The organism is Rugamonas rivuli (assembly GCF_009380165.1).
Lineage (GTDB): Bacteria > Pseudomonadota > Gammaproteobacteria > Burkholderiales > Burkholderiaceae_D > Rugamonas > Rugamonas rivuli.
In genome coordinates this window covers 485,919-509,331 of sequence record NZ_WHUF01000001.1, presented here as the reverse complement: position 1 = coordinate 509,331, position 23,413 = coordinate 485,919, and the positions used below count along the sequence as shown (strand labels likewise).

Sequence of the window (23,413 nt, the reverse complement as noted above, 5' to 3'; positions counted from 1 at the left end):
TTAACCGACGATGCGCAGCGAGTAGTCCGTGGCGCGCACGTCCTTGGTCAGGCTGCCGATGGAGATGCGGTCGACGCCGGTTTCGGCGATCGCCCGCACCGTATCGAAGTTGATGCCGCCGGACGCTTCCAGCAAGGCGCGGCCGGCGTTGCGCTGCACCGCTTCGCGCATCATGTCGAGACTGAAGTTGTCGAGCAGGATGGAACCGGCGTCCGCATCCAGCGCCTCTTCCAGCTCATCGATGCTCTCCACCTCGACCTGGATGCTGACGCCTTTCTCCAAGCGCTTGGCGGCCAGCACAGCAGCCGTGATGCCACCGGCCGCCGCGATATGGTTTTCCTTGATCAGGATGCCATCGTACAGCGCCAGCCGCTGGTTCTGTCCGCCGCCCACGCGCACCGCGTACTTCTGCGCCAGACGCAAGCCCGGCATGGTCTTGCGCGTATCGAGGATGGCGGCACGGGTGCCGGCGATCACATCGACATACTTGCGCGTCGCCGTCGCCACGCCGGATAGCAATTGCAGGAAGTTCAGCGCCGCGCGTTCCGCCGTCAGCAGCGCGCGCGCCGGACCCTGGATGGTGCAGACCAGGCTGTCCGCCTTCATCAGATCGCCCTCGGCATACTGCCAGTCGATCTCTATGCCCGCCTGCATGCAATTCATGATGCCTTCGAACCAGGGCGCACCGCACAGCACCGCGTCTTCGCGCACGATCACGCGTGCGGTGGCGCGGCCGCCGTCCGGCACCAGCAGGCCGGTCAGGTCGCCCGCGCCCACGTCTTCCAGCAGGGCCGCCAGCAGATTGCCTTCGAAGGCCGACTTCAGCGCATCGTCAAACGGCGCAAAGGAATTAACTAAAGTACTCATGCCGGACCGATTCCCGAAAACAGTTTAGCTTCTTTCGCCAGGTCAGCACCAGGCTGAACCTTGGCCGTCTTGGCCGCCGCGAAATCGAGCATGCGGTTGATCGACGTCACCGCCTGCTTGCCGATCTCCGGATCCACATGGATCTCGTTGGCGGAATTATTGTCCATATTCTCCAGCACATCGGCCAGGTTCTGCAGGCCGTTCATCGCCATCCACGGGCAATGCGCGCAGCTTTTGCAGCTGGCGCTGTTGCCGGCGGTCGGCGCTTCGATGAAGCGCTTGCCCGGCGCGGCGGCGCGCATCTTGTGCAGGATGCCGTTGTCGGTGGCGACGATAAACGTATCGGCGTCCGACTCCACGGCGGCGTTGATGATCTGCGTGGTTGAGCCGACCACGTCCGCCAGCGCCACCACATTGGCCGGCGACTCAGGATGCACCAGCACCTTGGCGTTCGGATACTCGGCCTTCAGCAGGTCCAGCTCGATGCCCTTGAATTCATCGTGCACCAGGCAGGAGCCCTGCCACAGCAGCATGTCCGCACCGGTCTGTTTCTGGATGTAGGAGCCCAGATGCTTGTCCGGCGCCCACAGGATTTTCTTGCCCTGCTCGTGCAGGTGCTTGACGATGTCCAGGCCGATCGACGACGTCACCATCCAGTCGGCGCGCGCCTTGACGGCGGCGCTGGTGTTGGCGTACACCACCACCGTGCGGTCCGGATGGGCGTCGCAGAAGGCGGTGAATTCATCGACCGGGCAACCCAGGTCCAGCGAACAGGTCGCATCCAGGTCCGGCATCAGGATGCGTTTTTCGGGACTGAGGATCTTGGCGGTCTCGCCCATGAAGCGCACGCCGGCCACCACCAGCGTCTTGGCTGGATGGTCGCGGCCGAAGCGCGCCATCTCCAGCGAATCGGAAACGCAGCCGCCGGTTTCTTCCGCCAGGTCTTGCAGGTCGGCGTCGACGTAGTAGTGGGAAACGAGCACGGCCTGCTTTTCTTTCAGCAGGCGCTTGATGCGCTCCTTGAGTTCGATGCGTTGTTCAGGCGATGGAGTCGCTGGCGTGCGCGCCCAGGCGTGGGCGGTGCAGCTGGCTCCGTCTTGTGGATGCTCGTACTCGACGGATTTGATGTCTATGGTTTGCATGGTGTTCAGTGAACGTGAAACGGGAAGCAATAACTATGGCACATTGCAAAGAATCCCGCTTGGAGCGGGATTCTTTTAGAGTGATCAGTCGATACCTTGACTGGTCAGGTAGTCTTCGTAGTTGCCGCGGAAATCGACGATCTCGTTTTCCTTGATCTCGATGACGCGGTTGGCCAGCGAGGACACGAACTCGCGATCGTGCGAGACAAAGATCAGCGTGCCGGCATATTTTTCCAGCGCGATGTTGAGCGACTCGATCGATTCCATGTCCATGTGGTTGGTCGGTTCATCGAGCAGCAGCACGTTGTGGCGGCCCAGCATCAGCTTGCCGTACATCATGCGGCCCTTCTCGCCCCCGGACAGCACCTTGACCGACTTCTTCACCTCGTCGCCGCCGAACAGCAGGCGGCCCAGGATGGAGCGCACAGCCTGGTCGTCGTCGCCTTCCTTGGTCCAGTTGCCCATCCAGTCGGTCAGCGTTTCGCCGGCTGCGAACTCTTCGGTCGGATCCTGCGGCATGTAGCCGACGTTGGCGTTCTCGGCCCACTTGACCATGCCGTGGTCGGCGTGCAGGCCGGCGATATCGTCGCCGCCGATGCAACGCAGCAGCGTGGTCTTACCGGCGCCGTTGGCGCCGATGATGGCGATGCGCTCGCCGGCTTCAACCATGATGCTGAAGTTGTTGAACAGCTGACGGTCGTATTTCTTCGCGATCGAATCGACTTCGACAGCCAGGCGGTGCAGCTTCTTCTCGCCGTCGAAACGCACGAACGGATAGGCGCGCGACGACGGCTTGATGTCGTCGACCTTGATCTTCTCGATCTGCTTGGCGCGCGAAGTCGCCTGGCGGGCCTTGGATTTGTTCGCGGCAAAGCGGCGCACGAAGTCTTGCAGCTCGGCGACCTTCTCTTTCGCTTTCGCGTTGTTGGCCAGTTGCTGGTTGCGGGCCTGGGTCGACGCGAACATGTACTCGTCGTAGTTGCCCGGGTAGATCTTCAGCGTGCCGTAGTCCATGTCGGCCACGTGGGTGCAGACCTGGTTCAGGAAGTGGCGATCGTGGGAAATGATGATCATGGTGGAGTTGCGCTCGTTGAGCACGTCTTCCAGCCAGCGAATCGTGTTGATGTCCAGGTTATTGGTCGGTTCGTCGAGCAGCAGGATGTCCGGATTGGAGAACAGCGCCTGCGCCAGCAGCACACGCAGCTTCCAGCCTGGCGACACATTGCTCATCGGACCCTGGTGCAGGTCGATGCTCACGCCCGCGCCCAGCAGCAGCTCGCCCGCGCGCGATTCGGCGGTGTAGCCGTCGTACTCGGAGACTTTGCCTTCCAGGTCAGCCGCCTTCATGTAGTCGTCGTCGGTGGCTTCCGGATTAGCGTAGATCGCATCGCGTTCCTGCATGGCGGCCCACATCTCGGTGTGGCCCATCATCACCACGTCCAGCACGCGCATTTCTTCGTACGCGAACTGATCCTGGCGCAGCTTACCCAGACGCTCGTTCGTATCCAGCATCACGTTGCCGCCCGACGGCTCCAGGTCGCCGCCCAGGATTTTCATGAAGGTGGACTTGCCGCAACCGTTGGCGCCGATCAAGCCATAGCGGTTGCCATCGCCAAATTTAACGGAGATGTTTTCAAACAACGGCTTGGCGCCGAACTGCATCGTGATGTTAGCTGTAGAGAGCATACTGGATTTGGAGTTTTCTTAATGTAATCATGCCGTTAGGCGAAAGATCAGCATTATACAGCAACCACCATCAACCACTCTAGGCGCCGGTGAAAATCCATGGTAGTCATACGTTGTCTTGCAAGTAATTCAATAGATGTTTTATTTATAATTAAATGATGCTAAATTTACAGCGGGCATATTCTTCGTTCACCTGGAGATTCCGTATGAAACCATTACATGTTCTGGCATCGGCACTTATTTCATTGGCGTCAATAGCACCCGCGACAGCAGACACCTGGCAATTCAGTTACACAGGCTTCTACGATGCGGACGCAGGCGTCTTCGATCCAAACTACCGGGTCGCCGGCAGTTTCTCGGGCATCGACACCAATTTCGACAACAAGATAGAGAAAAGTGAGCTGACCAGCCTCAAACTCCAGGGCGATTTTTCCTATATCCCTTGCGAGCAGTTACCGAACATGCGTCCGCGTCGCCGCTGCGACATACCGTCGTTTAGTTACCTTCTAGGCAGCAGAGAATTGAATTTCGAGATACACGAGCATCACAGCGACCCGGAAGGATTTTACTACTGGTTCACCGACATTCGCACCGGTTCCTCGATTCTGCAGCAACAATACTTTGGCATCTGGACTGTGACCTTGCAATGGAGCCACCAGCATAACTGGACCGACCAAACAGTTCTTACCGTGACGGGCCCCGGCCCCGTTCCTGAACCTGAGACCTACGCCATGCTGCTCGCCGGATTGGGCCTGGTGGGCTACGCAGCGCGCCGCCGGAAGACCGGTTGATTTTATTTTCAGGGAACGCGCAGCGTCGTGAAGTAAGTGATCCTGGTGCCCATGCCGCGGACCAGGATGAAATCCTTGCCCCTCACCGAGCACCACAGCGAAAACTGCTGAGCCACGATGGCGCACGCGCGCTCCCGGCTTTCGCCGCGATACAAGCTTTCGACGATGACGCTGCGTTGCTCCGCCATCTCCTTCACGGGATCGCTCTTGACCTTGGGTGCGGGAGTCTTGGCTGCGGAAGTCTTGGGCGCCGCCACTGCCGCTGCCGCGCAACCGGCCATCACAATGACTGCCAACAAGTGCTTCATAGCGTCGGGTAGTCGCTGATGGCCAGATCGAAACCGCGCGCGCTCGATACCAGGTGCGCCATGCCGCCGTAAGGCAGCGTCGCGCGCTCCTTGATGTGGCCGAACGGCAGGCCGGTCAGCACCGGTATCGGCAGCCGTTCGCGCAGATAGGCCAGCATCGTCTCGAAATCGTAGCCATTGTCGAAGGCGCTGAGCTTGTAGCCGGAGAAGTCGCCCAGCACCAGCGCCCGCTGGCCTTCCAGCGCGCCGGCGTACAGCAGCTGCAGCACCATACGCTCGACGCGGTAAGGATGCTCGCTGATATCTTCCAGGAACAGGATGCCGTTGGCTTGCGCCGCGAAATACGGCGTGCCCAACAGGCTCACCATCATCGCCAGGTTGCCGCCCCAGAGCTTGCCGCCGACGTCGACCAGCGGATTGTCCGAACCGCCCTCCGGCACCGTGCCGCGCACCGTGTGCACCGGCCCGCGCAGGCAATCCCAGAATTGCCGCATGGTGTAGTCGACCGGCGTCTCGCGGTTGAAATCGTCGCACATCATCGGGCCGCCGAAGCTGATGCGGCCGGTCTGCTTCATCAGCGCCATCTGGAACGCGGTGAAATCGCTGTAGCCGACAAACAGCTTGCCGCTGTCGGCCATCGCGCGGAAGTCGATCATCGGCAGCAGGCGGCTCATGCCGTAGGAACCGCGCAGCGCGATCACCACCTGCACCTCGGGATCGGCGGCGGCGGCGTTCAGCTGCGCCAGGCGGCCGGCGTCGGTGCCGGCGAAGCGCTGGAATTTCTTATCGTCGTCGTAGTAATTGTGGACCCGGTGGCCCTGCTGGCGCAGGCGCTCTATGCCGTTTTGCAGCGCCGCGTGGTCGGGCGCGTAGCCGCCCGTCGCGGCAATCGCGATGCCGATAGTCGATGTGCTCAAAAATGTCTCAGTCTATGATGGGTGCCGCTGCCCGCCCGATGTCGCAACAGCGGAGGAATGTCCGCCGTCATATTACCGCGCAGGTGCAGCTCAGGCAAGGCGAGCAGCCGCCCGATCGATAGCGGCGGCAAGTTGCGGCCGCCGGACTACCCGCGCTTGCGGCGCGCTATGCAAGCCAGCAGGGCGAGGCCACCCAGCAGCATGGCGTACGCGCCAGGCTCGGGCACCGGTCCAGGGCCGGAGATGGAAAGAACGGTCTGGTCGGTCCAGTCGTATCGGTCCATTTGCGTCCGCCAGGGGAAATAAATCGCGTCGACATACGACACGCCGGTTTGAACATTGGTGTACGTGTTCCGCCATCCCTCGGGGTCGGTGGTGGTGCGCAGGATGTTGAAATACAGCTGCTGCGTGCCGGGGTTGTAGCCAAAGGACATTCCGCAGTAGTAATACGGCGAATTGGCGCTGCCGCAGGACAGATAGTTATCGTTGCTGTGGACCTCTATCCCGGTGAGCTCATTGGCGTCGATAACATTGTTATGGTTGGTGTCCGTTCCCGAGAAACTTCCGGAGATCGCATAATTCGGATCAAAAGCCTGGGTTTGCTGATGGTAAAAGCCGGTATAGCTGAACTGCCAGGTACCGGCGGCGGCCTGCTGAGCCGCGCCCAGCGACAGCAATGCCAATGCAAATAAATTTATGGTTTTCATCCAGAACTCCTGTTGGTTAAAAAAAGGAACCGGACAAAACTTACCATATTTGCATTGCGAAAACAATAATTATTAATTTGACATTCACACTGCCGGGCGCTCCGTCTTCAATAATGCGTGCCGCTGTCCGCGCGATGCGGCGCCAGCGGAGGAATGCCGGATATCGTGTTGCCGCGCAGGTGCAGCTCAAGCAGGGCCAGCAGCCGCTCGATCAATTGCGGCGGCAGGTCGTGGCCCATGCCCTCGATCACATGCAGCCTGGCGTTCGGAATCGCGGCGGCCGTGTCGGCGCCGCAAGCGAGCGGCACCAGCGGATCGGCCGCGCCGTGGATCACCATGGTCCGGCAGGCGATCTTGCGCAGCAGCGGCGTGCGGTCGCCGGAAGCGACGATGGCCACCATCTGCCGCGCCATGCCGGCTGGGTAGACGCTGCGGTCCAGTGCCCGTTCGATGTTGCCGCGCAACTGAGGTTCCGGCGTCGGGAACGACGGGCTGCCGATGATGCGGTACACCTGCACCATGCGATCGACCACTTCGCGCCGGTTGTGCGGCGACGCGGGCGCGCGCATCAGCGCATTGCGCGCGGCGGCAGTGGGGCCCGGCAGGCCGCGCCGGCCGCTGCTGGACATGATGGAACTCAGGCTCAGCGCGCGATGGCCGAAGCGGGCCGCGAAGATCTGCGCGATCATGCCGCCCATCGACACGCCAACCACGTGCGCGCCGCCTATGCCCAGCGCGTCGAGCAGGCCGAGCGCATCGTCGGCCATGTCGTTCAGCGTGTAGGCAGGCGCCTGCTTCCAGCCCACCAGCGATTTCAGGTAGGCCAGCACCAGATTGGGGCGCTTGAAATGGTCGAACTTGCTGGACAAGCCGATATCGCGGTTGTCGTAGCGGACCACGTAATAGCCTTGCTCGACAAGGCCGTCGACCAGGTCTTGCGGCCAGGCGACCAGTTGCATGCCCAGGCCCATGATCAGCAGCACCGCAGGGTCGTGCGGATTGCCGCTGGCTTCGTACGCGATCGTAATGCCGTTTGCTTGTGCGGTAGCCAACGCGGCCTCCCCTTCGATGGTGCGGTAACAGTAGCTTGAGCATACCATTTTTGCCGTACCGGGGAAAACCGCCACTACTCTGTGGTGTTGCGCTTGGCCGCCGCGCGGCGGGCGGCAAAGAAGGACTTCAGCATGGCGCCGCATTCCTCGGCCATCACGCCACCGGTGACGTCGGTGTGATGGTTGAGCTGCTCCTGCCCGAACAGGTCGAGCACCGAGCCGCAGGCGCCGGTCTTGGGATCGGTGGCGCCGTACACCACCTTGGCCAGGCGCGCGTGCATCATCGCACCCGAGCACATCACGCAAGGCTCCAGCGTCACATACAGTTCGCAACCCGGCAGACGGTAGTTGCCCAGCGCCTCGGCCGCAGCGCGCAGCGCGACGATCTCGGCATGCGCGGTCGGGTCGTGCTTGCCGATCGGCTGGTTGTAGCCGCGCGCGATCACCACGCCATCCTTGACGACGACGGCGCCGACCGGCACCTCGCCCTCGTCCCACGCGTGCTGCGCCTGTTCGAGCGCCTGCCGCATGAAATCGAGCTGCTCCGGCGCGGGCTGTTGCGGCACGTCGTCAGGCATCGGTGATTTCTGCCCAGCAGTTAGGGGTTTCATGCAGCACCAGCTTGTGCAGGTGCAGGCCGGTGCCGTAGCGGTCCTTGTAGGCCGACTTCAGGATGCCGAAGGCAACGTGGGCCAGGTTTTCCACGGTGGGAATGCGGTCGATCACCACGGTCTTGTGGCCCGGCAGCGTGGCCAGGAAGTCGCGCACCGCCGCATCCTTCTCGTAGACGATGAAGGAATGGTCCCAGACATCGACCAGGTGTTCCTTGGCCAGCGCCTTGATGTCGGAAAAGTCCATGATCATGCCGTTGTCGGAATTGCCTTCGGCCGTGATGATGTTGCCGGTCAGCGTGATTTCCAGCGTGTAGCGGTGGCCGTGCAGGTTGCGGCACTGGCTCTTGTGGTCCGGGATGCGGTGGCCGGCGTCGAATTCCAGCTTGCGGGTAATGGTCAGCATGATTAGGGTATCTGTAAAAGTTTATGGGTTTGCAAGCTCAGCTTCCATTTCGGATTGCGCTTGCAGGTTTCGATCGCCAGTTTGGTATTGAACTCGGCCAGCGGGCCGTCCATCGCCTGCACGAAGAAGTGCTCGAAGTCCAGATGTTCGTAGGCGCTCAAGTCCTGCCCGGTCTGCGGGATCACGACCTTGATTTCGCTGCCCTTGGACACCACCAGCTGGGAACCCATTTTCGGGCTGACGCAAATCCAGTCCACGCCTTCGGGCACCGGCAGCGTGCCGTTGGTTTCAATCGCGATGGTGAAGCCGACCGCGTGCATCGCCTCGATCAGCGCGGCGTCCAGCTGCAGCAACGGTTCGCCGCCGGTGAACACCACGTACTTGCTGGCGGTGTAGCTGGTTGGCCACAGCGCAGCTATGGTGGCAGCCAGCTCCTGCGCGGTCTTGAACTTGCCGCCGCCTTCGCCGTCGGTGCCGACAAAGTCGGTGTCGCAGAACTGGCAGACGGCGCTGGCGCGGTCGATCTCGCGCCCGGTCCACAGATTGCAACCCGAAAAGCGGCAGAACACGGCGGGACGCCCGGCGTGGGCGCCCTCGCCCTGCAGCGTGTAAAAAATCTCTTTGATGCTGTAAGTCACGGCAGTTCCTGAAAGGACAACCCTCGATTATATCCTACGCCACACTTTTCGGTCTATGCCGTGGAATATTGACATTCCACAATGCTACCGGGAGGCAAGCACGATATGTTGGTCCGGTGGACGCTTACCCCGGGGAAGAAAAATCATGCGCTACGCTCAACCGCTCCTGGAAATCGATATCATCGTCGGCGGCGCCGTGATGCTGGCGGGCATAGCCCTGCTGCTGCTGTGGCGCCAGCGCCACCTGCGCAACGCCCTGGCGGCCCTGGAGCACAAGCTGGCACAGGAACTGGACCGCCGCCAGCTGGCCGAGCAAGCCCTGGCCGACACCCGCCAGCAGGTGGGCCGCCTGGGCGCCAGCCAGCAGTCCCTGCGCGACGCCGAGCGCCGCCGCATCGCCCGCGACCTGCACGACGACCTTGGCCAGCACCTGCTGGCGCTGAGCTTCGACGTGACCCAGCTGGCGCAGCACCACGACACGCTGGCCAAGCCGCTGGCCCAGATCGAAGCCCGCTTGCAGGCCGCCAGCCGCTCCATGCGCACCATTGTGCGCGATTTGCAGCCGGAACAGCTGGAAAGCGGATTGCAAGGTGCAGTTCAGCAACAGGTGGAGCAGTTTTCCCGCCTCAGCGGCATTCCCTGCCGGCTGGAGGCCGAGCCGGCCGCCTTCAGCGCCCCCACCGATGAGCGCATGGATGCGGTGGTGTTCCGCGTCCTGCAGGAATCACTGAGCAACATCGCCCGCCACGCGCAGGCGTCCGAGGTGTGCATCGGCCTGTGCCGCGTGGCCGGCAGCCTGAGCCTGACGGTGCGCGACAACGGCATCGGCCTGCCCGACCCGCCCGCCCGGCGCGGCTGCGGCCTGCGCGGCATCGCCCAGCGGGTGGCCGAGGCCGGCGGTCGTTTCGACATCGCCAGCCAGCCCGGCCATGGCACGGCGCTGACCATGTCCTTCCCGGTTCAATAATTTACAGCGGGGCACGTCCATGCACAATCAAAAAATCCAGCACCTGATGGAGTACTCGCAGGCCGACATGCAGCACGGCTTCGCGCTCAAGCTGATGGAGTTGCTGGTCATCCCGACGTTCGTGATCGACGTCCACGGCAAGGTCATCATCTGGAACCGCGCCTGCGAGCGCCTGACCGGGGTCGAAGCCTGGGAGGTGCTGGGCACGACCGATCACTGGAAGAGTTTTTATCACGAGCAGCGCCCGACGCTGGCCGACCTGGTGATCCAGGGCCGCGACGCCGACGTCCAGACGCTGTACTACCAGCATGCCCGCCGCAACGACAACGACAGCGGCCTGCGCGCGGAAAACTGGTGCGACATGCCGCGCGTGGGGCGGCGCCGCTACCTGGCAGCCGACGCCAGCCCGATCTTCGACACCGAAGGCAAGCTGGTGGCGGTGGCCGAAACGCTGCGCGACGTCACCGACGAAAAACGTGCCCAGGTAGCGCTGGAGCAACTAGCCACGCGCGACGGCCTGACCGGCCTGGCCAACCGCCGCTGCTTCGACGACACCCTGCAGGCGGAATGGCAGCGCGCCCAGCGCCACCAGCAGCCGCTATCGCTGCTGATGGTCGATGTCGACAACTTCAAACAGTACAACGACGCCTACGGCCACCTGGGCGGCGACGAATGCCTGCAGCGCATCGCCTGCGCGGTGTCGAGCGAGATGCGCGCCAACGACCTGGTGGCGCGCTACGGCGGAGAAGAGTTCGGGGTGATCCTGCCCAACCAGTCGCTGAAGGGAGCGGCCATCGTGGCCGAGCGCATCCGCTGCCGCGTCGAGCAGCTGCACCTGCCCAACCTGGGCAGCCAGCAACATGTGGTGACGGTCAGCATAGGCGCGGCCACCGCGCTGGCGGCTCCGGGCACCGATCCCAGCCAGCTGGTGGCCACGGCCGACTCGGCGCTGTACCGCGCCAAGCACATGGGCCGCAACCGCATCAGTCTGCCGGAGCCGGATCCGTCCTAGCCGGTGTAAACCTTGTAGTCGATACCGTTGGTGATCTGGCCCACCACGCCTAGCTGGTTCTCCGGCGATTCGGAGATCGAGCCCAGCACCACGGCCCGGGTCGCGCCGATGGACAGCGCGTGCAGGTAGTAGGCCTCGCCGCCAGCGTCCGGATCGCGGTGCAGGATGTTGTGGTACAGCAGCTCGACAAACTGCTGGTCGCTCAGATTGGTGCCGTAGGTCTTGGCGAACTCCGAGCTGATCAGGAAGTTCTGCGCCACGTCGTAGAAGCCGAAGCCGGCATCCAGCGCGCGTATCCAGAATCCCAATCCCTCCTGGTCCGGCAGGCGGTTGAAAGCCGCCTGATACAGCCGGTAAGCCTCGCCCGCCGGGTTGTGGTCGCCGATATCCAGCGCCACCGCGCGGCCGTCGGCAAAGGTCAGGCGCTCGACGCCGGAAACGATATCCTGCCCGCCCGCCCCGCTCCTGTCGGTGACGAGGTAGGCGCCGCCGCTGGCGATCACCGAGTAGTTGCTGCGGGCGCCGCCGAAGCTCACGTAGTCCAGCCCGGCGCCGCCGGTGAACACCTCGTTGCCCGTGCCGGCCACCAGCACGTCGTTGCCGGCGCCGCCGCTGGCAAAACGGGTGACGGTGGACGCATCGATGGTGATGTCGCCGAACTGCAGGTTCTTCACGCCGAACAGGCTGTCCGTGCCGTCGCCCACCGCGGTCAGGGCCGCGCCGGTGCCGGACAAGGAAAACTTGGACAGCGTGCCATTGAACACCACGGTATCGTTGCTGCCGACGCCGAAGACGGTATCGTTGCCCGCACCTTCGTAGATGACGTCGACGCCGGCGCCGCCGGTGATGCGGTCGCCGCTGCCGTTGGCGTAGATGGTCGAGCCGCCCGAGCCGGCCACGGCCGCCTCGATCGTCACGTTGTAGGCGATGGAGATATTGTTGTACCCCGGCGCCGTCGAGCTGAACGTGCCCGCGTTGAGGTTGATGACGACGGCATCGGTGCAGCCGGAGAAATTGAAGGTGTCGCTGCCGCCCGCATCCCAGATGCATTGCATCGGCGAGCTCTGCACGAAGTCGTAGCTGTCGCTGCCGGCGTGGTACGTCATGTTGGCGCCGTACAGATACTGCATCGCCTGGATGTCGTACAACATGGGCGTGATGCCGTACTGGTGGTTCAGCTGGTAGCCCGCGCCGGTGTTGTACGACATTTGGCTGTAGTCGATATTGTCGGTGGCGGACGGCAGGAAAGGACCATCGATGGTGCCGCCGGTGGAATCGTAATTGCCCGGATGCTTGAGGCCCAGCGTGTGCCCCAACTCGTGGATCAGCACCGCCGGGCCGAACGTGCCCGGCGTGAACACCGTATTGAAGGTGTCCGCGTTGTTGGTGAACAGATAGGTCGGATCGCTGCCGTTCGGCAGGTAGGCATAGCCGCTGCTCTGGCTGCCCTGGTTGTTGGTCCCCAGCTGGATATCGCCGCCAGACGACACCTCGGCAAACTTGACATTGGCCACCGCCGACCAGGTGTCCAGCGCCGTGCGCACCGCCTGCTTCTGGAACGATGTCATCGGCAGGAAGCCGCTGACATCGTCCGCAGTGCCATCGCTGGGCGCTACCGTCATGAAGCTGTAGGTCAAGGACACGGCCGTACCGGGGCGGCTGGCCCAACTGCTGTACACCAGCGCGTCAATCGAGTTATTACCGGTCGCGAAGAAAGTCATGATGATGCCCAAGGATACGATTGCACGATAGTAGCATCAGAACGGCACTAATCGAAGGGGTTGGCCACCGTCTGCGTGGCCGGCGGGGGCAAGCGCGCCGGCAGTTTCTGCGCCTCCAGCCGCGCCACCACCTCCCCCAGCAGCGCATGCAGCGCGCGCGCGTCGGCCAGGCCCGCCAGGTCGGCGGTCAGGTCGACATCGCCGCTGATGGTGATGCGGTCGAGCCGGTTTTCTATCGACAGCTGGCCGATGTTCAGCACGTCGGCCTCGTTGGCGTAGGGTACAAATTTGCTCATGATTAGCTCCGGGATTTACGTGGTTTTACCTTCGGCAGACGCAACATCGTCTCCTTTTGGCCATCCGCCAGCGACGGCAGCAGGTTGATGCCGACGCGGGCCTCCAACTGCGCAACGCTCAGCGTTTCATATTCCGCATCCGCGCGGTTCTCGATGAAGAAGGCGGCGCCGGCGCGCTGGCGCGGGCTGTAGACCAGCTTGTACAAATGCGTGGGCACCAGCACATTGCCAGCCTTTTGCAGATTGCCGCCGATGAAGGCCGGGCCGGTGATCACGTACAGATCGCCCTCCTTCTGCGCCAGCTTGCGCACCGCGCCCTCGATGCCGGCCCACACATGACGGTTATTATCCGCATCCTGCGGCACCATGTTCGCCAGCGTGAAGCTTTCGTGCTGGGTCTCGCGGTCCGGCATGTCGCCGTTCGGCGCCATGTGGCCACGGTCGAAGCCGCTGCGGGCGTAGTCCGACAGCTCGGCGCGGCGGCCGGCCGGCAGCTGCGATTCGGTGTGGAAGGAATTCTCGCGCGACAGGTTCTTGGCCGCCTCGATATTGTCGGCCGTCAGATGCTCGGCCGACCACAGCGGCGTGCGCGTGATCCCCGAATGCATGACGCCGAACACACCGTAGCACAGCTCGGTGGTGGCACTGTTCATCTTGGCGTTGCGGATTTCCGGCAGACGGCCATCGACATAATGCGCCGGGCAGTTGCCGGCCCAGGCCAGGCTGGCGCCCAGCAGTCCGCAGGCCAGCGCCGCCGCTGCCACGGATCGTTGAATCAGATACATAGTTCCTTCGAATTAATTTGCGTGGCGGCATTCTAGCGGAGGCCGGCCGCGCGCACCAAGCGTTCGGCAACGGTGCGCAGTTCGGCGCGCAGCGAATCCGGCTCCAGTACAGTGAATTCGAACGGCGCCGCCGCCAGTTGCCGCGCCAGCCAGCCCAGCTCGTCCGACTGGTTGTGCAGCAGCACGCCATCGGCCGTTTGCTCGAACAGGCCGAAGGTGTCGATGAAGGCGCGGCGAGCCGAAGCCAGGTCGGTCTTCAGCAGGATCCTGGCGGCGAACCTGCGCGGCAGCGTCGCCACCGACTGCCGCAGATGCACCAGCGCGTCAAAGCCGGGCGGTAGCTCGTAGCCGCCCTCGGCCGGCGCCACCTGCAGCACGCGGTCCAGGCGGAAGGTGCGGATACCGCCCCGCAGATGGCAATGCCCGACCGCATACCAGTAGCCGCTGTAGTACACCAGGCCGTAGGTATCGACATCGCGCTCGCTGTCGGCGTCGCCGGCACGGTAGCGCAGGTGCACGCGCCGGCGCGACTTGGCCGCCAGGCTGAGCGCGGTCAGCGCCGCATTGTCCTGCGTCGCCCCGTCCTGCGCGCCACCGGACTGCGTGGCCGAGCGCAAATCCAGCCGTACCGTGGCGTCGATCGCGTCCACGCGCTGGCGCAGGCCGTCCGGCATGATGCGGCCCAGCTTGGCCTGGGCGCTGGCCACCGCCGGCGCCGCCTCGGCCAGCCCCAGGCTGCGCGCCGCCAGCAGCCCCAGCGACAAGGCCAGCGCCTCGTCGTCGGTGAACATCATGGGCGGCAGCTTAAAACCCGGCATCAGCGCATAGCCGCCATGACGGCCGCGCTCGGTCGTGATGGGGATACCGATCTGTTCCAGCATGACGATGTAGCGGCGCAGCGTGCGGCCGTCCACGCCCAGGCGGCCAGCCATCTCGGCGCCGCTCAGGCGGCCATGGGTTTGCAGCAGTTCCAGCACGGCCAGAACGCGGGTGGTTGGATGGTACATGCCGCAAAGATAGCAGATTAACAGGGCCGAATCCGTCCTATTTAATCATTAAACTGCGGCAAACAACCTCTCCAAGGAATCAACATGAGCCAGACCGCCAACCTGTGGCTGTATTTTGTCGTCGTCTTCGGGGTGATCGCCCTGCCCGGCCTGGACATGGCCTTCGTCATGGGCAGTTCCATGCTGGGCGGGCGCCGCTCCGGCATGGCGGCGGTGGGCGGCATCATCGCCGGCGGCTTCTGCCACCTGTGCATGGGCGCCGTCGGCGTGGCCGTGGCGCTGCAATACTGGCCGCCGCTGTTCAAGATCATGCTGCTGGCCGGCGCCGCCTACATCGCCTGGATGGGCTACAGCCTGCTGCGCAGCGACAGCATCTTCCACCCGACGCCCGGCGCCGAGGCGATGGCCGACGCCGTCATCTTCCGCCGCGCGCTGACCACCAGCCTGCTCAATCCCAAGGCCTACATCTTCATGCTGGCGATCTTCCCGCAATTCCTCAAGCCGGGCCAGGGGCCGCTGTGGGTCCAATCCGGCGTACTGGGCGGCATCACCGCGCTGACACAGCTGGGCGTCTACGGGGCGCTGGCCTACGCCGCAAGCGGCGCCAGCGGCTGGTTCGCCGCCCATCCCGCCGCCGCCACCGTGGCTGCCCGCCTGATGGGCGCGCTGCTGATACTGACCGCCATCCTCAGCGCCAGCCAGGCCTGGACCGCGCCGTAAAAACAAAAAAGGGCTGGAACCTCGACGGTTCCAACCCTTTCGAAACATCCGCCCTACCAGAGGCTTAGTTTAATTTCTAATGCGACAACACTGGTTACTATTTTACATCGTTTACGGCCAAATAGGTGAAAATTGTGATAACGAGCGATAATGTCAACTTCCCCACCTCTCAGGCCTAAAGCGGAAATAATGAAACAACTCTACATCAACGGCGCCTGGCTCGACGGCGCCAGCAGCTCTGCCAACATCAACCCTTCCAACACCAACGACGTCATCGGCCACTACGCGCTGGCCGACGCGCAGCAGACCGAGCTGGCAATTGCCGCCGCCGCTGCCGCCGCACCCGGCTGGGCGCTGTCCAACATCCAGCTGCGCGCCGACGCGCTGGACAAGATCGGCAACGAAATCCTGGCCCGCCGCGAAGAGCTGGGCACGCTGCTGTCGCGCGAGGAAGGCAAGACCAAGCCCGAAGGCATCGGTGAAGTGGTCCGCGCCGGCAATATCTTCAAATTCTACGCCGCCGAATGCCTGCGCCTGCGCGGCGACAAGCTGCCGTCCGTGCGCCCCAACCTCGACGTCGAAGTCACGCGCGAGCCGGTCGGCGTGGTCGGCATCATCGCCCCGTGGAACTTCCCCATCGCCATCCCGTCGTGGAAAATCGCCCCGGCCCTGGCCTACGGCAACTGCGTCGTCATGAAACCGGCCGAGCTGGTGCCGGCCAGCACCTGGGCGCTGACCGAGATCATCAGCCGCGCCGGCCTGCCGCCGGGCGTGTTCAACCTGGTGATGGGCCACGGCAGCGTGGTCGGCCAGGCCCTGCTGAACGACCGCCGCGTCAACGCTATCAGCTTCACCGGCTCGGTCGCCACCGGCAAGAAAGTCGCCATCGCCGCCATGGGCCGCCTGGCCAAGGTGCAGATCGAAATGGGCGGCAAGAACCCGCTGATCGTGCTGGACGACGCCGACCTGGCCACCGCCGTGTACTGCGCCGTGCAAGGTTCTTACTTCTCCACCGGCCAGCGCTGCACCGCGTCCAGCCGGCTGATCGTCGGCAAGAACATCTACCCGCGCTTCGTTGCCGCCGTCAAGGAAGAGCTGGCCAAACTGAACGTGGGCGACGCCCTGACCGCGGGCACCGACATCGGCCCCGTGGTCGACGCCAACCAGCTGGAGCAGGACATGAACTACATCCGCATCGGCAAGGATGAAGGCGCCACGCTGGCCTTCGGCGGCGAGCGCCTGGACGGCCCGACGCCCGGCTTCTACCTGCGCCCCGCCCTGCTGACCGACGCCAGCAACGACATGCGCATCAGCCGCGAGGAAATCTTCGGCCCGGTCGCCAGCGTGATCCCGGCCGACAGCTACGAACACGCGCTGGCCCTGGCCAACGACACCGAGTTCGGCCTGTCGAGCGGCATCGTCACCACCTCGCTCAAGCACGCCACCCACTTCAAGCGCCACGCCCAGGCCGGCATGGTGATGGTCAACGTGCCGACCGCCGGTGTCGACTACCACGTGCCATTCGGCGGCACCAAGGCTTCCAGCTACGGCTCGCGCGAACAGGGCAGCTACGCCGCCGAGTTCTTCACCACCGTCAAGACGGCATACTGCGGCGTCTGATCCGCACCAAATTGGCGCACCGGACCCCGGTGCCGCCACCGGGAGACGGCGTCCTGCCGCCTCCCGCTTCCCTTCCCGAACCAAAGTGCAACACCTTCATCGCACGGCAGCGAAATATTGCTAAAAGTAATAGATTCGCACGACCGTTCGCTGATACACTTTCCGTTCCCCGGAGCAAATACCGGTTCTTACAAACATAATAAAAGACGAGACATGAAGATTGCCGATATCAAGATAGGCCAACGCCTGACAATTGCTTTTTCATTAACAACATTGATGCTCGCCGTGGTGGTGACGATAGGCGCCATCGGCATGCGGGCCACCAGCACAGAGCACGCATCCGGCACCGCCGCCGGCATCGCTTCGTTCTACACCACGCTGATGATCGCGCTCGGCGCAGCCGGCGGCGTGATGAGCCTGTTCACCGCCTGGTACATCACGCGCGGCATCGTCGGCCCGATCCGCCACGCTGTGCGGGTGGCGCGCACCGTGGCCGGCGGCGACCTCAGTTCCAACATCGAAGTGCGTTCGCGCGACGAGATCGGCCAGCTGTCGGCCGCGCTCAAGGATATGAACACCAGCCTGATCAACATCGTTTCCGAGGTGCGCGGCGGCACCGAGGCCATCGGCACCGCCTCGGCCGAAATCGCAGCGGGGAATATGGACCTGTCCGAGCGCACCGAGCGCCAGGCCGGCTCGCTGGAGGAAACCGCGTCGTCGATGGAGGAGTTGACCTCCACCGTCAAGCAGAACGCCGCCAACGCCAACCAGGCCAACCAGCTGGCGGTATCGGCGTCCGCCGTCGCCGGCCAGGGCGGCGCGGTGGTGGCGCAGGTGGTCGACACGATGGCCTCGATCAACGCCTCGGCGCGCAAGATCGTCGACATCATCGCCGTCATCGACGGCATCGCCTTCCAGACCAACATCCTGGCCTTGAACGCCGCAGTCGAAGCGGCACGCGCGGGCGAGCAAGGACGCGGCTTCGCCGTTGTGGCCAACGAGGTGCGCAACCTGGCGCAGCGCTCCGCCGCCGCCGCTCGCGAAATCAAGGGCCTGATCGGCGACTCGGTCGACCAGGTCGATGCCGGCGCGCGGCTGGTCGACCAGGCCGGCGTGACGATGACGGAGATCGTCGCCAGCGTGCGCCGCTTCACCGACATCATGAGCGACATCGCCGCCGCCAGCCAGGAGCAGCTGTCCGGCATTGAGCACATCAACGGCGCCATCGCCGAGATGGACCAGACCACGCAGCAGAACGCCGCGCTGGTCGAACAGGCATCGGCGGCGGCAGCCACCATGCGCGACCAAGCCGCGCACCTGCAAGCCGCGGTGGGCGTGTTCAAGCTCAGTGGCGATGGGGTTGCGCGCCGTAGCGCCAGCGTCAAGCCGATCAAGTCGGCGCGACGCGGGGCCGCACGGTCGCAGAAGGAGTCGCAGCAGGAGTTTGCCGAGCTGGCGTCGTCCGCGCGTTAAGCGGCGATCAGCAGTTCGATCTCCGCCAGCAGCTCGGGCATGGTGTCGACCACGCGCCAAGCGCCTGGGAAGTCATGGCCGCGTGTCAGTGCATTGCGCAGGATGATGCAGCGGATGCCGGCCGCCGTTGCAGCCTGCAAGCCGCGCGGCGAGTCTTCCACCACCAGGCAGTCGGCGGCACCCACGCCCAGCCGCTCAAGGCCCAGCAGATAAGGCTCCGGCGACGGTTTGCTGTTCGCGTAGGACTCATGCGTCAGCACGAATTCGAAGTGCGGCAGCAGATCCAGCCGCTGATGGATGATCTCGAAGTGGTTGCGGTTGGAACTGGTGACGACACCCATGCGCACGCGCGGCGACAGGCTGGCCAGCACCGCGCCGACGCCGTCGATCGCCGGGATATGCTCGGACGCCAGCGTGGCCGCGTAGTGGCGATTGCGCTCGCTGCGCCATGCATCCATGTCGGCCATGCTCAATTGCGGCTCCAGCAGATGCCATGCGCCGCAGTTGTCGGCCAGGTACCAGTCGAAGAAGTGCTGCTCGCTCAGCTCCAGTCCCAGGGGCCGGAACAGTTCCCGGTTAGCCTCGTAAAACAGGCGCTCCGTGTCAACCAGAACGCCGTCGTTGTCCCACAAAATCGCCCGCAGCATAGTCACTGTTCCGTGTAAAGCGCACATTGTACCCGCTGGCCTTGCGGGGCCGTGTATGTAATACTCCGTCCAACATACCAAGAACAGAGCGAAATGGCCGTTTTAGCACTGCTGCCGCGCAGCCTCAAATTCCGCATGACGGCGGTGGTCGTCATGCTGGTGCTGGCCGCGACGGTCATCGTCACCTGGGTCGCGCTGGTGCTGGCCGAACGCGATATGAAGAGCGTGATCGGCGACCAGCAATATGCCCTGCTCTCCTCGGCCGCCGCCCAGGTGGACGCCCAGATCACCGCCAAGAAAGCCCTGCTGGCCAGCCTGGCCGATGCCATGCCGCCCGACGCCGGCCTCGATCCCGAGCGCATGAGCGCCTTCGTCGCCCGCCATCCGGCCGTGCGCAAGGAGTTCCTCAACCTGCACATCTTCAACCGCAACGGCGTGCTGATACACACAGAAGGCGCAGGCGCCGCCGTGCTGGCGCTGGACGAGCGGCCGCGCACCTACATGCAGAAGGTGCTGGCCCAAGGCCGCGTGGTAGTGTCGCCGCCGTTCAAAAGCCTGCTGTCCGGCCGCCCCGCCATCATGATCATCCATCCGCTGCTCAATGCCGAAGGCAAGGCCGTGATGCTGCTGGGCGGTAGCATCGACCTGACCGACTCCGACTTCCTGTCGCAGATCGCGGCGCAAAAACCGGGCAAGACCGGCTACATGTTCATCATGACCAGCGAAGGCATCCTGCTGCACCACCCCAACCCCAAGCGGCTGCTGGAGCACATCAACGCGCGCCCCGGCTACAACCGCGCCACCGAGATGGCGCTGCGCGGCTTCGAAGGCTGGACCGAAGCGGCCAACAAGGACGGCAGCGAAGGCATCTACTCATACAAGCACCTGGCCACAACCAACTGGGTCATCGGCGCCCGCTTCCCGGTCGACGAAGCCTTCGCGCCGATGATCGAGATGCGCCGCCACGCGATGCTGGCGGCCGGCGCCTTCGCCGCGCTGGCGGGGCTGATGGCCTGGCTGGCGATCCAGGCCTTGCTCAAGCCACTGGGCCGCCTGCGCCGCAACATCAGCGACATCCGCAGCGGGGACGTCAGCATCGGCGTGCTGCAACGGCGCCGCCGCGACGAGATCGGCGAATTAAGCAGCGCCTTCCACGAGCTGATGGCCGAGCGCGAACAGGCGCAGGAAGCGATACGCGAGAACGAATCGCTGATCGCCGCCAGCGAGAAACGCCTGCGCATGATCGCCGACAGCATCCCCGCGCTGGTGGCCTACATCGACCGCGACAACCGCTACCACTTCACCAACGAATACTTCCGCACCATGCTGGGCCTCGATCCGCAGTCCATGCTGGGGCGGACCATGACAGAGGTACTGGGCGAGGAATTCGTCGCCTCCATCGCGCCCTACCACGCGGCGGCGGCGCGCGGCGACCGCGTGCACTACGAACGCGAAGGCCGCAAGGACGGCAAGCTGCAGCAGGTGATGGGCGACCTGATACCCGACATCGCCGCCGACGGCAGCGTGGCCGGCGTCTACCTGATGGCGGTCGATATCACCGAGCGTAAAAACGCCGAGCTGCGCCAGGCCGCCAGCGAAAAGCGCCTCAAGCTGCTGACCGATAACCTGCCGGTGCTGATCTCCTACCTGGACCAGAAGCGCCGCTTCCAGTTCGTCAACGCGACCTTCTTCCAGTGGTTCGGCGTTGAGCCGGAAAAGCTGATCGGCCGCCACCTGGTCGACGGCATAGGCCGCGACCACTACGAACACGCCGAGTCCTATCTCGAACAGGCCTATCACGGCCAGATCGCCACCTACGAGCTGAAGGCCCAGATCGACGGCAGCCTGCATACGCTGGAAACCACCTTCGTGCCGGAGATCGACGCGGCCGGCCAGGTGGTCGGCATCTATTCGCTGACGCACGACACCACGCGCATGAAGGAGATCGAGGAGCGCCTGACGCAGCTGGCCCGCATCGACACGCTGACCGGCATCGCCAACCGCCTGATGTTCGAAGAGATCCTGCAACTGGCGCTGGTGCGGGCCAAGCGCAACCGCAGGCCGCTGGCGCTGGCCTACCTGGACGTGGACAACTTCAAGAGCATCAACGACACGCTGGGCCACGGCGCCGGCGACATCGTGCTGAAGGAATTCGCCTCGCGGCTGGCGGGCAGCGTGCGCGCCTCGGACACGGTGGCGCGGCTGGCGGGCGACGAATTCGTGATCGTGCTCGAACAGGTGGACGGCCCGGACGAAGCCGCGCGGCTGGCGGCCAAATTCGTCGAAGCGGTGCGCCGGCCGTTCAATGTGGCCGGCAAGACGATGCAGATCACCACCAGCATCGGCATCGCGCTGCATCAACGCGACGGCGAGACGCCGGCCGAACTGGTGGCGCGCGCCGACACCGCGCTGTACGCGGCCAAACGCAAAGGCCGCGACGGTTACGCCATCGCCGACTAGGCCGGGACGCCAGTCGCCATCGGATTCGCGACAGGCTCGGCGACCTTGAACAGCAGGTTGCGGTCGACGTGGTGGAAGGGTTCTTCCTGGCCGCGTATCATCATCACCGTATCTTCCTCGTAGCCCCAGGTGCCGTCGTCGTTGATCGTCACCTTGATGCGGTACTCGACGGTCTTGAAGCCATACTCCAGGAAGGGATTGGAACGGATGCCGTAGGTATCGGACTCCAGCCGCGCCACCAGTTCGAACTCCTTCGCGTCCGGCGCCACCACGGCCGAGGCCATGGCGATCTGCCCGCGCGGAATGCCCAGCGTCTGGATCACGGTGCTGGTGGCCGGCTCCCACAGCCAGTAGCCTACCTGCTCGTGGTAGGTCTTGGCCTGGCCTGGCTTGTTGATGATGATCAGGTAGCGCAGGCCGTAGAAAAGCTGCGGGCCGTTGGTCACGGGATCGATGGGATACAGCTCGATACGCTCGACGTAGGCCTGCTTGCGCGGACCATCCGCCTTCGGTTTGATATCGAGGCCGCGCTCACCTTTCCAGATCCCCGCCATCGGCGCCAGCGGGCCGAGGTTGTCGAGGGTGTTGACGTCGATGGTGGACGGTTCGGTATAGATATCGCTGGAAAACTCGCTCATGCATGAATCCTGTTGGTTGGTGACAGCCGCTATTGTAAGACGATCTCGATGCGGTTGCGTCCCCCGGAATAGCGATATGCCACCGCGCTGCCCAACTGCCGTATCAGCAGCAGGCCGATGCCGCCCACTTGCTGATCTTCGACCGGCCGCACCGGATCGGGTGGCGGCGGTCCCTGGGTCAGCGGATCGAAGGCAGGCGCCTCGTCCTCATACACCAGCAGCGCGCCTTCCACGCCGACCCAGACCGAATGTGCGCTGTCGCCGCCATGGCCGTGCAGGATGCTGTTGCGCAGCAGCTCTTCCAGTATCAACTCGGCGCGCGCGACCACGCTCGGCCCCAGGCCAGCCTGTTGCAGCGCCATCGCCGCAAACGACATCGCGCCGGGCACCGCGTCCAGTCGCGCGGGAAACCGCAGCAGATGCGCAACACCGGTTTCTTTTCTGTCCATTCAAGCATATTATCGGAATGCTCACCTCAGGAGAAGCAACATGCGAAACTTAAAAGTCGCCGCTGCCACAGCGGCCCTGGCCCTCTTCATGACCGGCGTCTGCGCCGCCGAGCAGCCGGCCGGCATGGTCAAGACCACCAAGGGCGCCGCCTCCATAGAGCGAGCGGGAAAACAGACGCCGGCGGCGGCGGGCGCCGCGCTGATGGCCAGCGACCGCGTCGTCACCGGCGCCGACGGCAGCGTGGGCATCACGCTGCGCGACGAAACGCTGCTGGCGGTGGGCCCGAACAGCAACGTGTGGCTGGAAAAATACGCTTTCGATCCGACCTCGCATGAAGGCGTGCTGAATGCAACCGTCAAGCGCGGTACGCTGGGCGTCATCTCCGGCAAACTGTCCAAGCAATCGCCGGGGGCGGTGCAGTTCCGCACACCGACCTCCATCCTGGGCGTGCGCGGTACAGAATTCCTCATCGACGTCAAAGACGGAGAATAA

The 23,413-nt window shown here is 64.0% G+C and carries 23 protein-coding genes and 2 pseudogenes; 8 read left to right on the top strand and 17 right to left on the bottom strand.

The features are described from left to right. The 3 genes from nadC to GEV01_RS02270 all read right to left on the bottom strand — a co-directional run bounded on the left by nadC (nucleotide 1) and on the right by GEV01_RS02270 (nucleotide 3,695). Nucleotides 1-867 carry a carboxylating nicotinate-nucleotide diphosphorylase gene (gene nadC / locus GEV01_RS02280; RefSeq protein ID WP_152801292.1) on the bottom strand — a complete coding sequence of 289 codons (867 nt, stop codon included), beginning with the start codon at nucleotides 865-867 and terminating at the stop codon, nucleotides 1-3. Continuing rightward, nucleotides 864-2,009 (bottom strand): quinolinate synthase NadA, encoded by a 1,146-nt coding sequence (gene nadA / locus GEV01_RS02275; protein WP_152801290.1) that lies wholly within the window; start codon nucleotides 2,007-2,009, stop codon nucleotides 864-866. Before nadA ends, nadC begins: the two co-directional genes overlap by 4 nt. A gap of 84 nt (nucleotides 2,010-2,093) precedes the next feature. After that, nucleotides 2,094-3,695, bottom strand: a complete 1,602-nt coding sequence (locus tag GEV01_RS02270; protein ID WP_152801288.1) for an ABC-F family ATPase — start codon at nucleotides 3,693-3,695, stop codon at nucleotides 2,094-2,096. A gap of 704 nt (nucleotides 3,696-4,399) precedes the next feature. On the opposite strand from GEV01_RS02270, the pseudogene GEV01_RS31475 reads away from it, so the two are divergent. Continuing rightward, nucleotides 4,400-4,486, top strand: a pseudogene (locus tag GEV01_RS31475) (PEP-CTERM sorting domain-containing protein); the annotation flags it as partial. A gap of 8 nt (nucleotides 4,487-4,494) precedes the next feature. On the opposite strand, the gene GEV01_RS02260 reads toward GEV01_RS31475, so the two are convergent. From GEV01_RS02260 to queE, 7 genes are all read right to left on the bottom strand, one after another. After that, nucleotides 4,495-4,782 (bottom strand): hypothetical protein, encoded by a 288-nt coding sequence (locus GEV01_RS02260; protein ID WP_152801286.1) that lies wholly within the window; start codon nucleotides 4,780-4,782, stop codon nucleotides 4,495-4,497. An 8-nt stretch (nucleotides 4,783-4,790) separates the two neighbouring features. After that, nucleotides 4,791-5,711 carry a muramoyltetrapeptide carboxypeptidase gene (gene ldcA, locus GEV01_RS02255; protein WP_152801284.1) on the bottom strand — a complete coding sequence of 307 codons (921 nt, stop codon included), beginning with the start codon at nucleotides 5,709-5,711 and terminating at the stop codon, nucleotides 4,791-4,793. A gap of 146 nt (nucleotides 5,712-5,857) precedes the next feature. Next, nucleotides 5,858-6,418: a PEP-CTERM sorting domain-containing protein gene (locus GEV01_RS02250; protein WP_152801281.1), complete on the bottom strand. Its 561-nt coding sequence runs from the start codon at nucleotides 6,416-6,418 to the stop codon at nucleotides 5,858-5,860. A 107-nt stretch (nucleotides 6,419-6,525) separates the two neighbouring features. Next, nucleotides 6,526-7,470: an alpha/beta fold hydrolase gene (locus tag GEV01_RS02245; RefSeq protein ID WP_152801279.1), complete on the bottom strand. Its 945-nt coding sequence runs from the start codon at nucleotides 7,468-7,470 to the stop codon at nucleotides 6,526-6,528. Nucleotides 7,471-7,544: 74 nt separating this feature from the next. Then, nucleotides 7,545-8,048, bottom strand: a complete 504-nt coding sequence (tadA, locus tag GEV01_RS02240; protein ID WP_152801277.1) for a tRNA adenosine(34) deaminase TadA — start codon at nucleotides 8,046-8,048, stop codon at nucleotides 7,545-7,547. Next, nucleotides 8,041-8,487 (bottom strand): 6-carboxytetrahydropterin synthase QueD, encoded by a 447-nt coding sequence (queD, locus tag GEV01_RS02235; RefSeq protein ID WP_152801275.1) that lies wholly within the window; start codon nucleotides 8,485-8,487, stop codon nucleotides 8,041-8,043. Before queD ends, tadA begins: the two co-directional genes overlap by 8 nt. A 2-nt stretch (nucleotides 8,488-8,489) precedes the next feature. Then, the gene (gene queE / locus GEV01_RS02230; protein ID WP_328595414.1) at nucleotides 8,490-9,125 is read right to left on the bottom strand and encodes a 7-carboxy-7-deazaguanine synthase; all 636 of its coding nucleotides are present in this window, start codon (nucleotides 9,123-9,125) and stop codon (nucleotides 8,490-8,492) included. 145 nt (nucleotides 9,126-9,270) lie between these two features. Here queE and GEV01_RS02225 point away from each other — a divergent pair, with 145 nt between their 5' ends. Further along, nucleotides 9,271-10,092 carry a sensor histidine kinase gene (locus tag GEV01_RS02225; protein ID WP_152801273.1) on the top strand — a complete coding sequence of 274 codons (822 nt, stop codon included), beginning with the start codon at nucleotides 9,271-9,273 and terminating at the stop codon, nucleotides 10,090-10,092. 19 nt (nucleotides 10,093-10,111) lie between these two features. Further along, on the top strand, nucleotides 10,112-11,104 hold the full coding sequence (locus tag GEV01_RS02220; protein ID WP_235914139.1) for a sensor domain-containing diguanylate cyclase: 993 nt from the start codon (nucleotides 10,112-10,114) through the stop codon (nucleotides 11,102-11,104). Here GEV01_RS02220 and GEV01_RS02215 read toward each other — a convergent pair. From GEV01_RS02215 to GEV01_RS02200, 4 genes are read right to left on the bottom strand one after another with little or no spacing between them, the layout of a single operon-like run. Next, entirely contained in the window at nucleotides 11,101-12,825 is a 1,725-nt protein-coding gene (locus tag GEV01_RS02215; protein ID WP_152801271.1) for a DUF4214 domain-containing protein, read from the bottom strand. The genes GEV01_RS02220 and GEV01_RS02215 overlap by 4 nt on opposite strands. Nucleotides 12,826-12,872: 47 nt before the next feature. Next, entirely contained in the window at nucleotides 12,873-13,121 is a 249-nt protein-coding gene (locus GEV01_RS02210) for a hypothetical protein (RefSeq protein ID WP_152801269.1), read from the bottom strand. A 2-nt stretch (nucleotides 13,122-13,123) separates the two neighbouring features. Beyond that, nucleotides 13,124-13,906 carry a DNA/RNA non-specific endonuclease gene (locus GEV01_RS02205; RefSeq protein WP_152801267.1) on the bottom strand — a complete coding sequence of 261 codons (783 nt, stop codon included), beginning with the start codon at nucleotides 13,904-13,906 and terminating at the stop codon, nucleotides 13,124-13,126. A 32-nt stretch (nucleotides 13,907-13,938) separates the two neighbouring features. Continuing rightward, on the bottom strand, nucleotides 13,939-14,913 hold the full coding sequence (locus tag GEV01_RS02200; RefSeq protein WP_152801265.1) for a helix-turn-helix transcriptional regulator: 975 nt from the start codon (nucleotides 14,911-14,913) through the stop codon (nucleotides 13,939-13,941). A gap of 84 nt (nucleotides 14,914-14,997) precedes the next feature. Here GEV01_RS02200 and GEV01_RS02195 point away from each other — a divergent pair, with 84 nt between their 5' ends. The 3 genes and pseudogenes from GEV01_RS02195 to GEV01_RS02185 form a co-directional block, all read left to right on the top strand. Continuing rightward, nucleotides 14,998-15,633 (top strand): LysE family translocator, encoded by a 636-nt coding sequence (locus GEV01_RS02195; protein WP_152801263.1) that lies wholly within the window; start codon nucleotides 14,998-15,000, stop codon nucleotides 15,631-15,633. Between the two features lie 189 nt (nucleotides 15,634-15,822). Beyond that, nucleotides 15,823-17,253: an aldehyde dehydrogenase family protein gene (locus GEV01_RS02190; RefSeq protein ID WP_152801261.1), complete on the top strand. Its 1,431-nt coding sequence runs from the start codon at nucleotides 15,823-15,825 to the stop codon at nucleotides 17,251-17,253. Between the two features lie 378 nt (nucleotides 17,254-17,631). Continuing rightward, nucleotides 17,632-18,726: pseudogene (locus GEV01_RS02185) on the top strand (methyl-accepting chemotaxis protein); the annotation flags it as partial. On the opposite strand, the gene GEV01_RS02180 reads toward GEV01_RS02185, so the two are convergent. Then, nucleotides 18,723-19,373, bottom strand: a complete 651-nt coding sequence (locus GEV01_RS02180) for an HAD family hydrolase (protein ID WP_152801256.1) — start codon at nucleotides 19,371-19,373, stop codon at nucleotides 18,723-18,725. The pseudogene GEV01_RS02185 and the gene GEV01_RS02180 sit on opposite strands and share 4 nt — an antisense overlap. Before the next feature lie 93 nt (nucleotides 19,374-19,466). Between GEV01_RS02180 and GEV01_RS02175 the strand changes: the two genes are divergently transcribed. Continuing rightward, nucleotides 19,467-21,833, top strand: a complete 2,367-nt coding sequence (locus tag GEV01_RS02175; RefSeq protein WP_152801254.1) for a diguanylate cyclase domain-containing protein — start codon at nucleotides 19,467-19,469, stop codon at nucleotides 21,831-21,833. Here the strand turns inward: GEV01_RS02175 and GEV01_RS02170 are convergent. Together GEV01_RS02170 and GEV01_RS02165 are read right to left on the bottom strand one after the other, a co-directional pair. Continuing rightward, entirely contained in the window at nucleotides 21,830-22,471 is a 642-nt protein-coding gene (locus tag GEV01_RS02170) for an FABP family protein (RefSeq protein ID WP_070266982.1), read from the bottom strand. The genes GEV01_RS02175 and GEV01_RS02170 overlap by 4 nt on opposite strands. Nucleotides 22,472-22,500: 29 nt before the next feature. Then, the gene (locus tag GEV01_RS02165) at nucleotides 22,501-22,920 is read right to left on the bottom strand and encodes an ATP-binding protein (protein WP_152801252.1); all 420 of its coding nucleotides are present in this window, start codon (nucleotides 22,918-22,920) and stop codon (nucleotides 22,501-22,503) included. 40 nt (nucleotides 22,921-22,960) lie between these two features. Here GEV01_RS02165 and GEV01_RS02160 point away from each other — a divergent pair, with 40 nt between their 5' ends. Then, nucleotides 22,961-23,413: a FecR family protein gene (locus GEV01_RS02160; RefSeq protein ID WP_152801250.1), complete on the top strand. Its 453-nt coding sequence runs from the start codon at nucleotides 22,961-22,963 to the stop codon at nucleotides 23,411-23,413.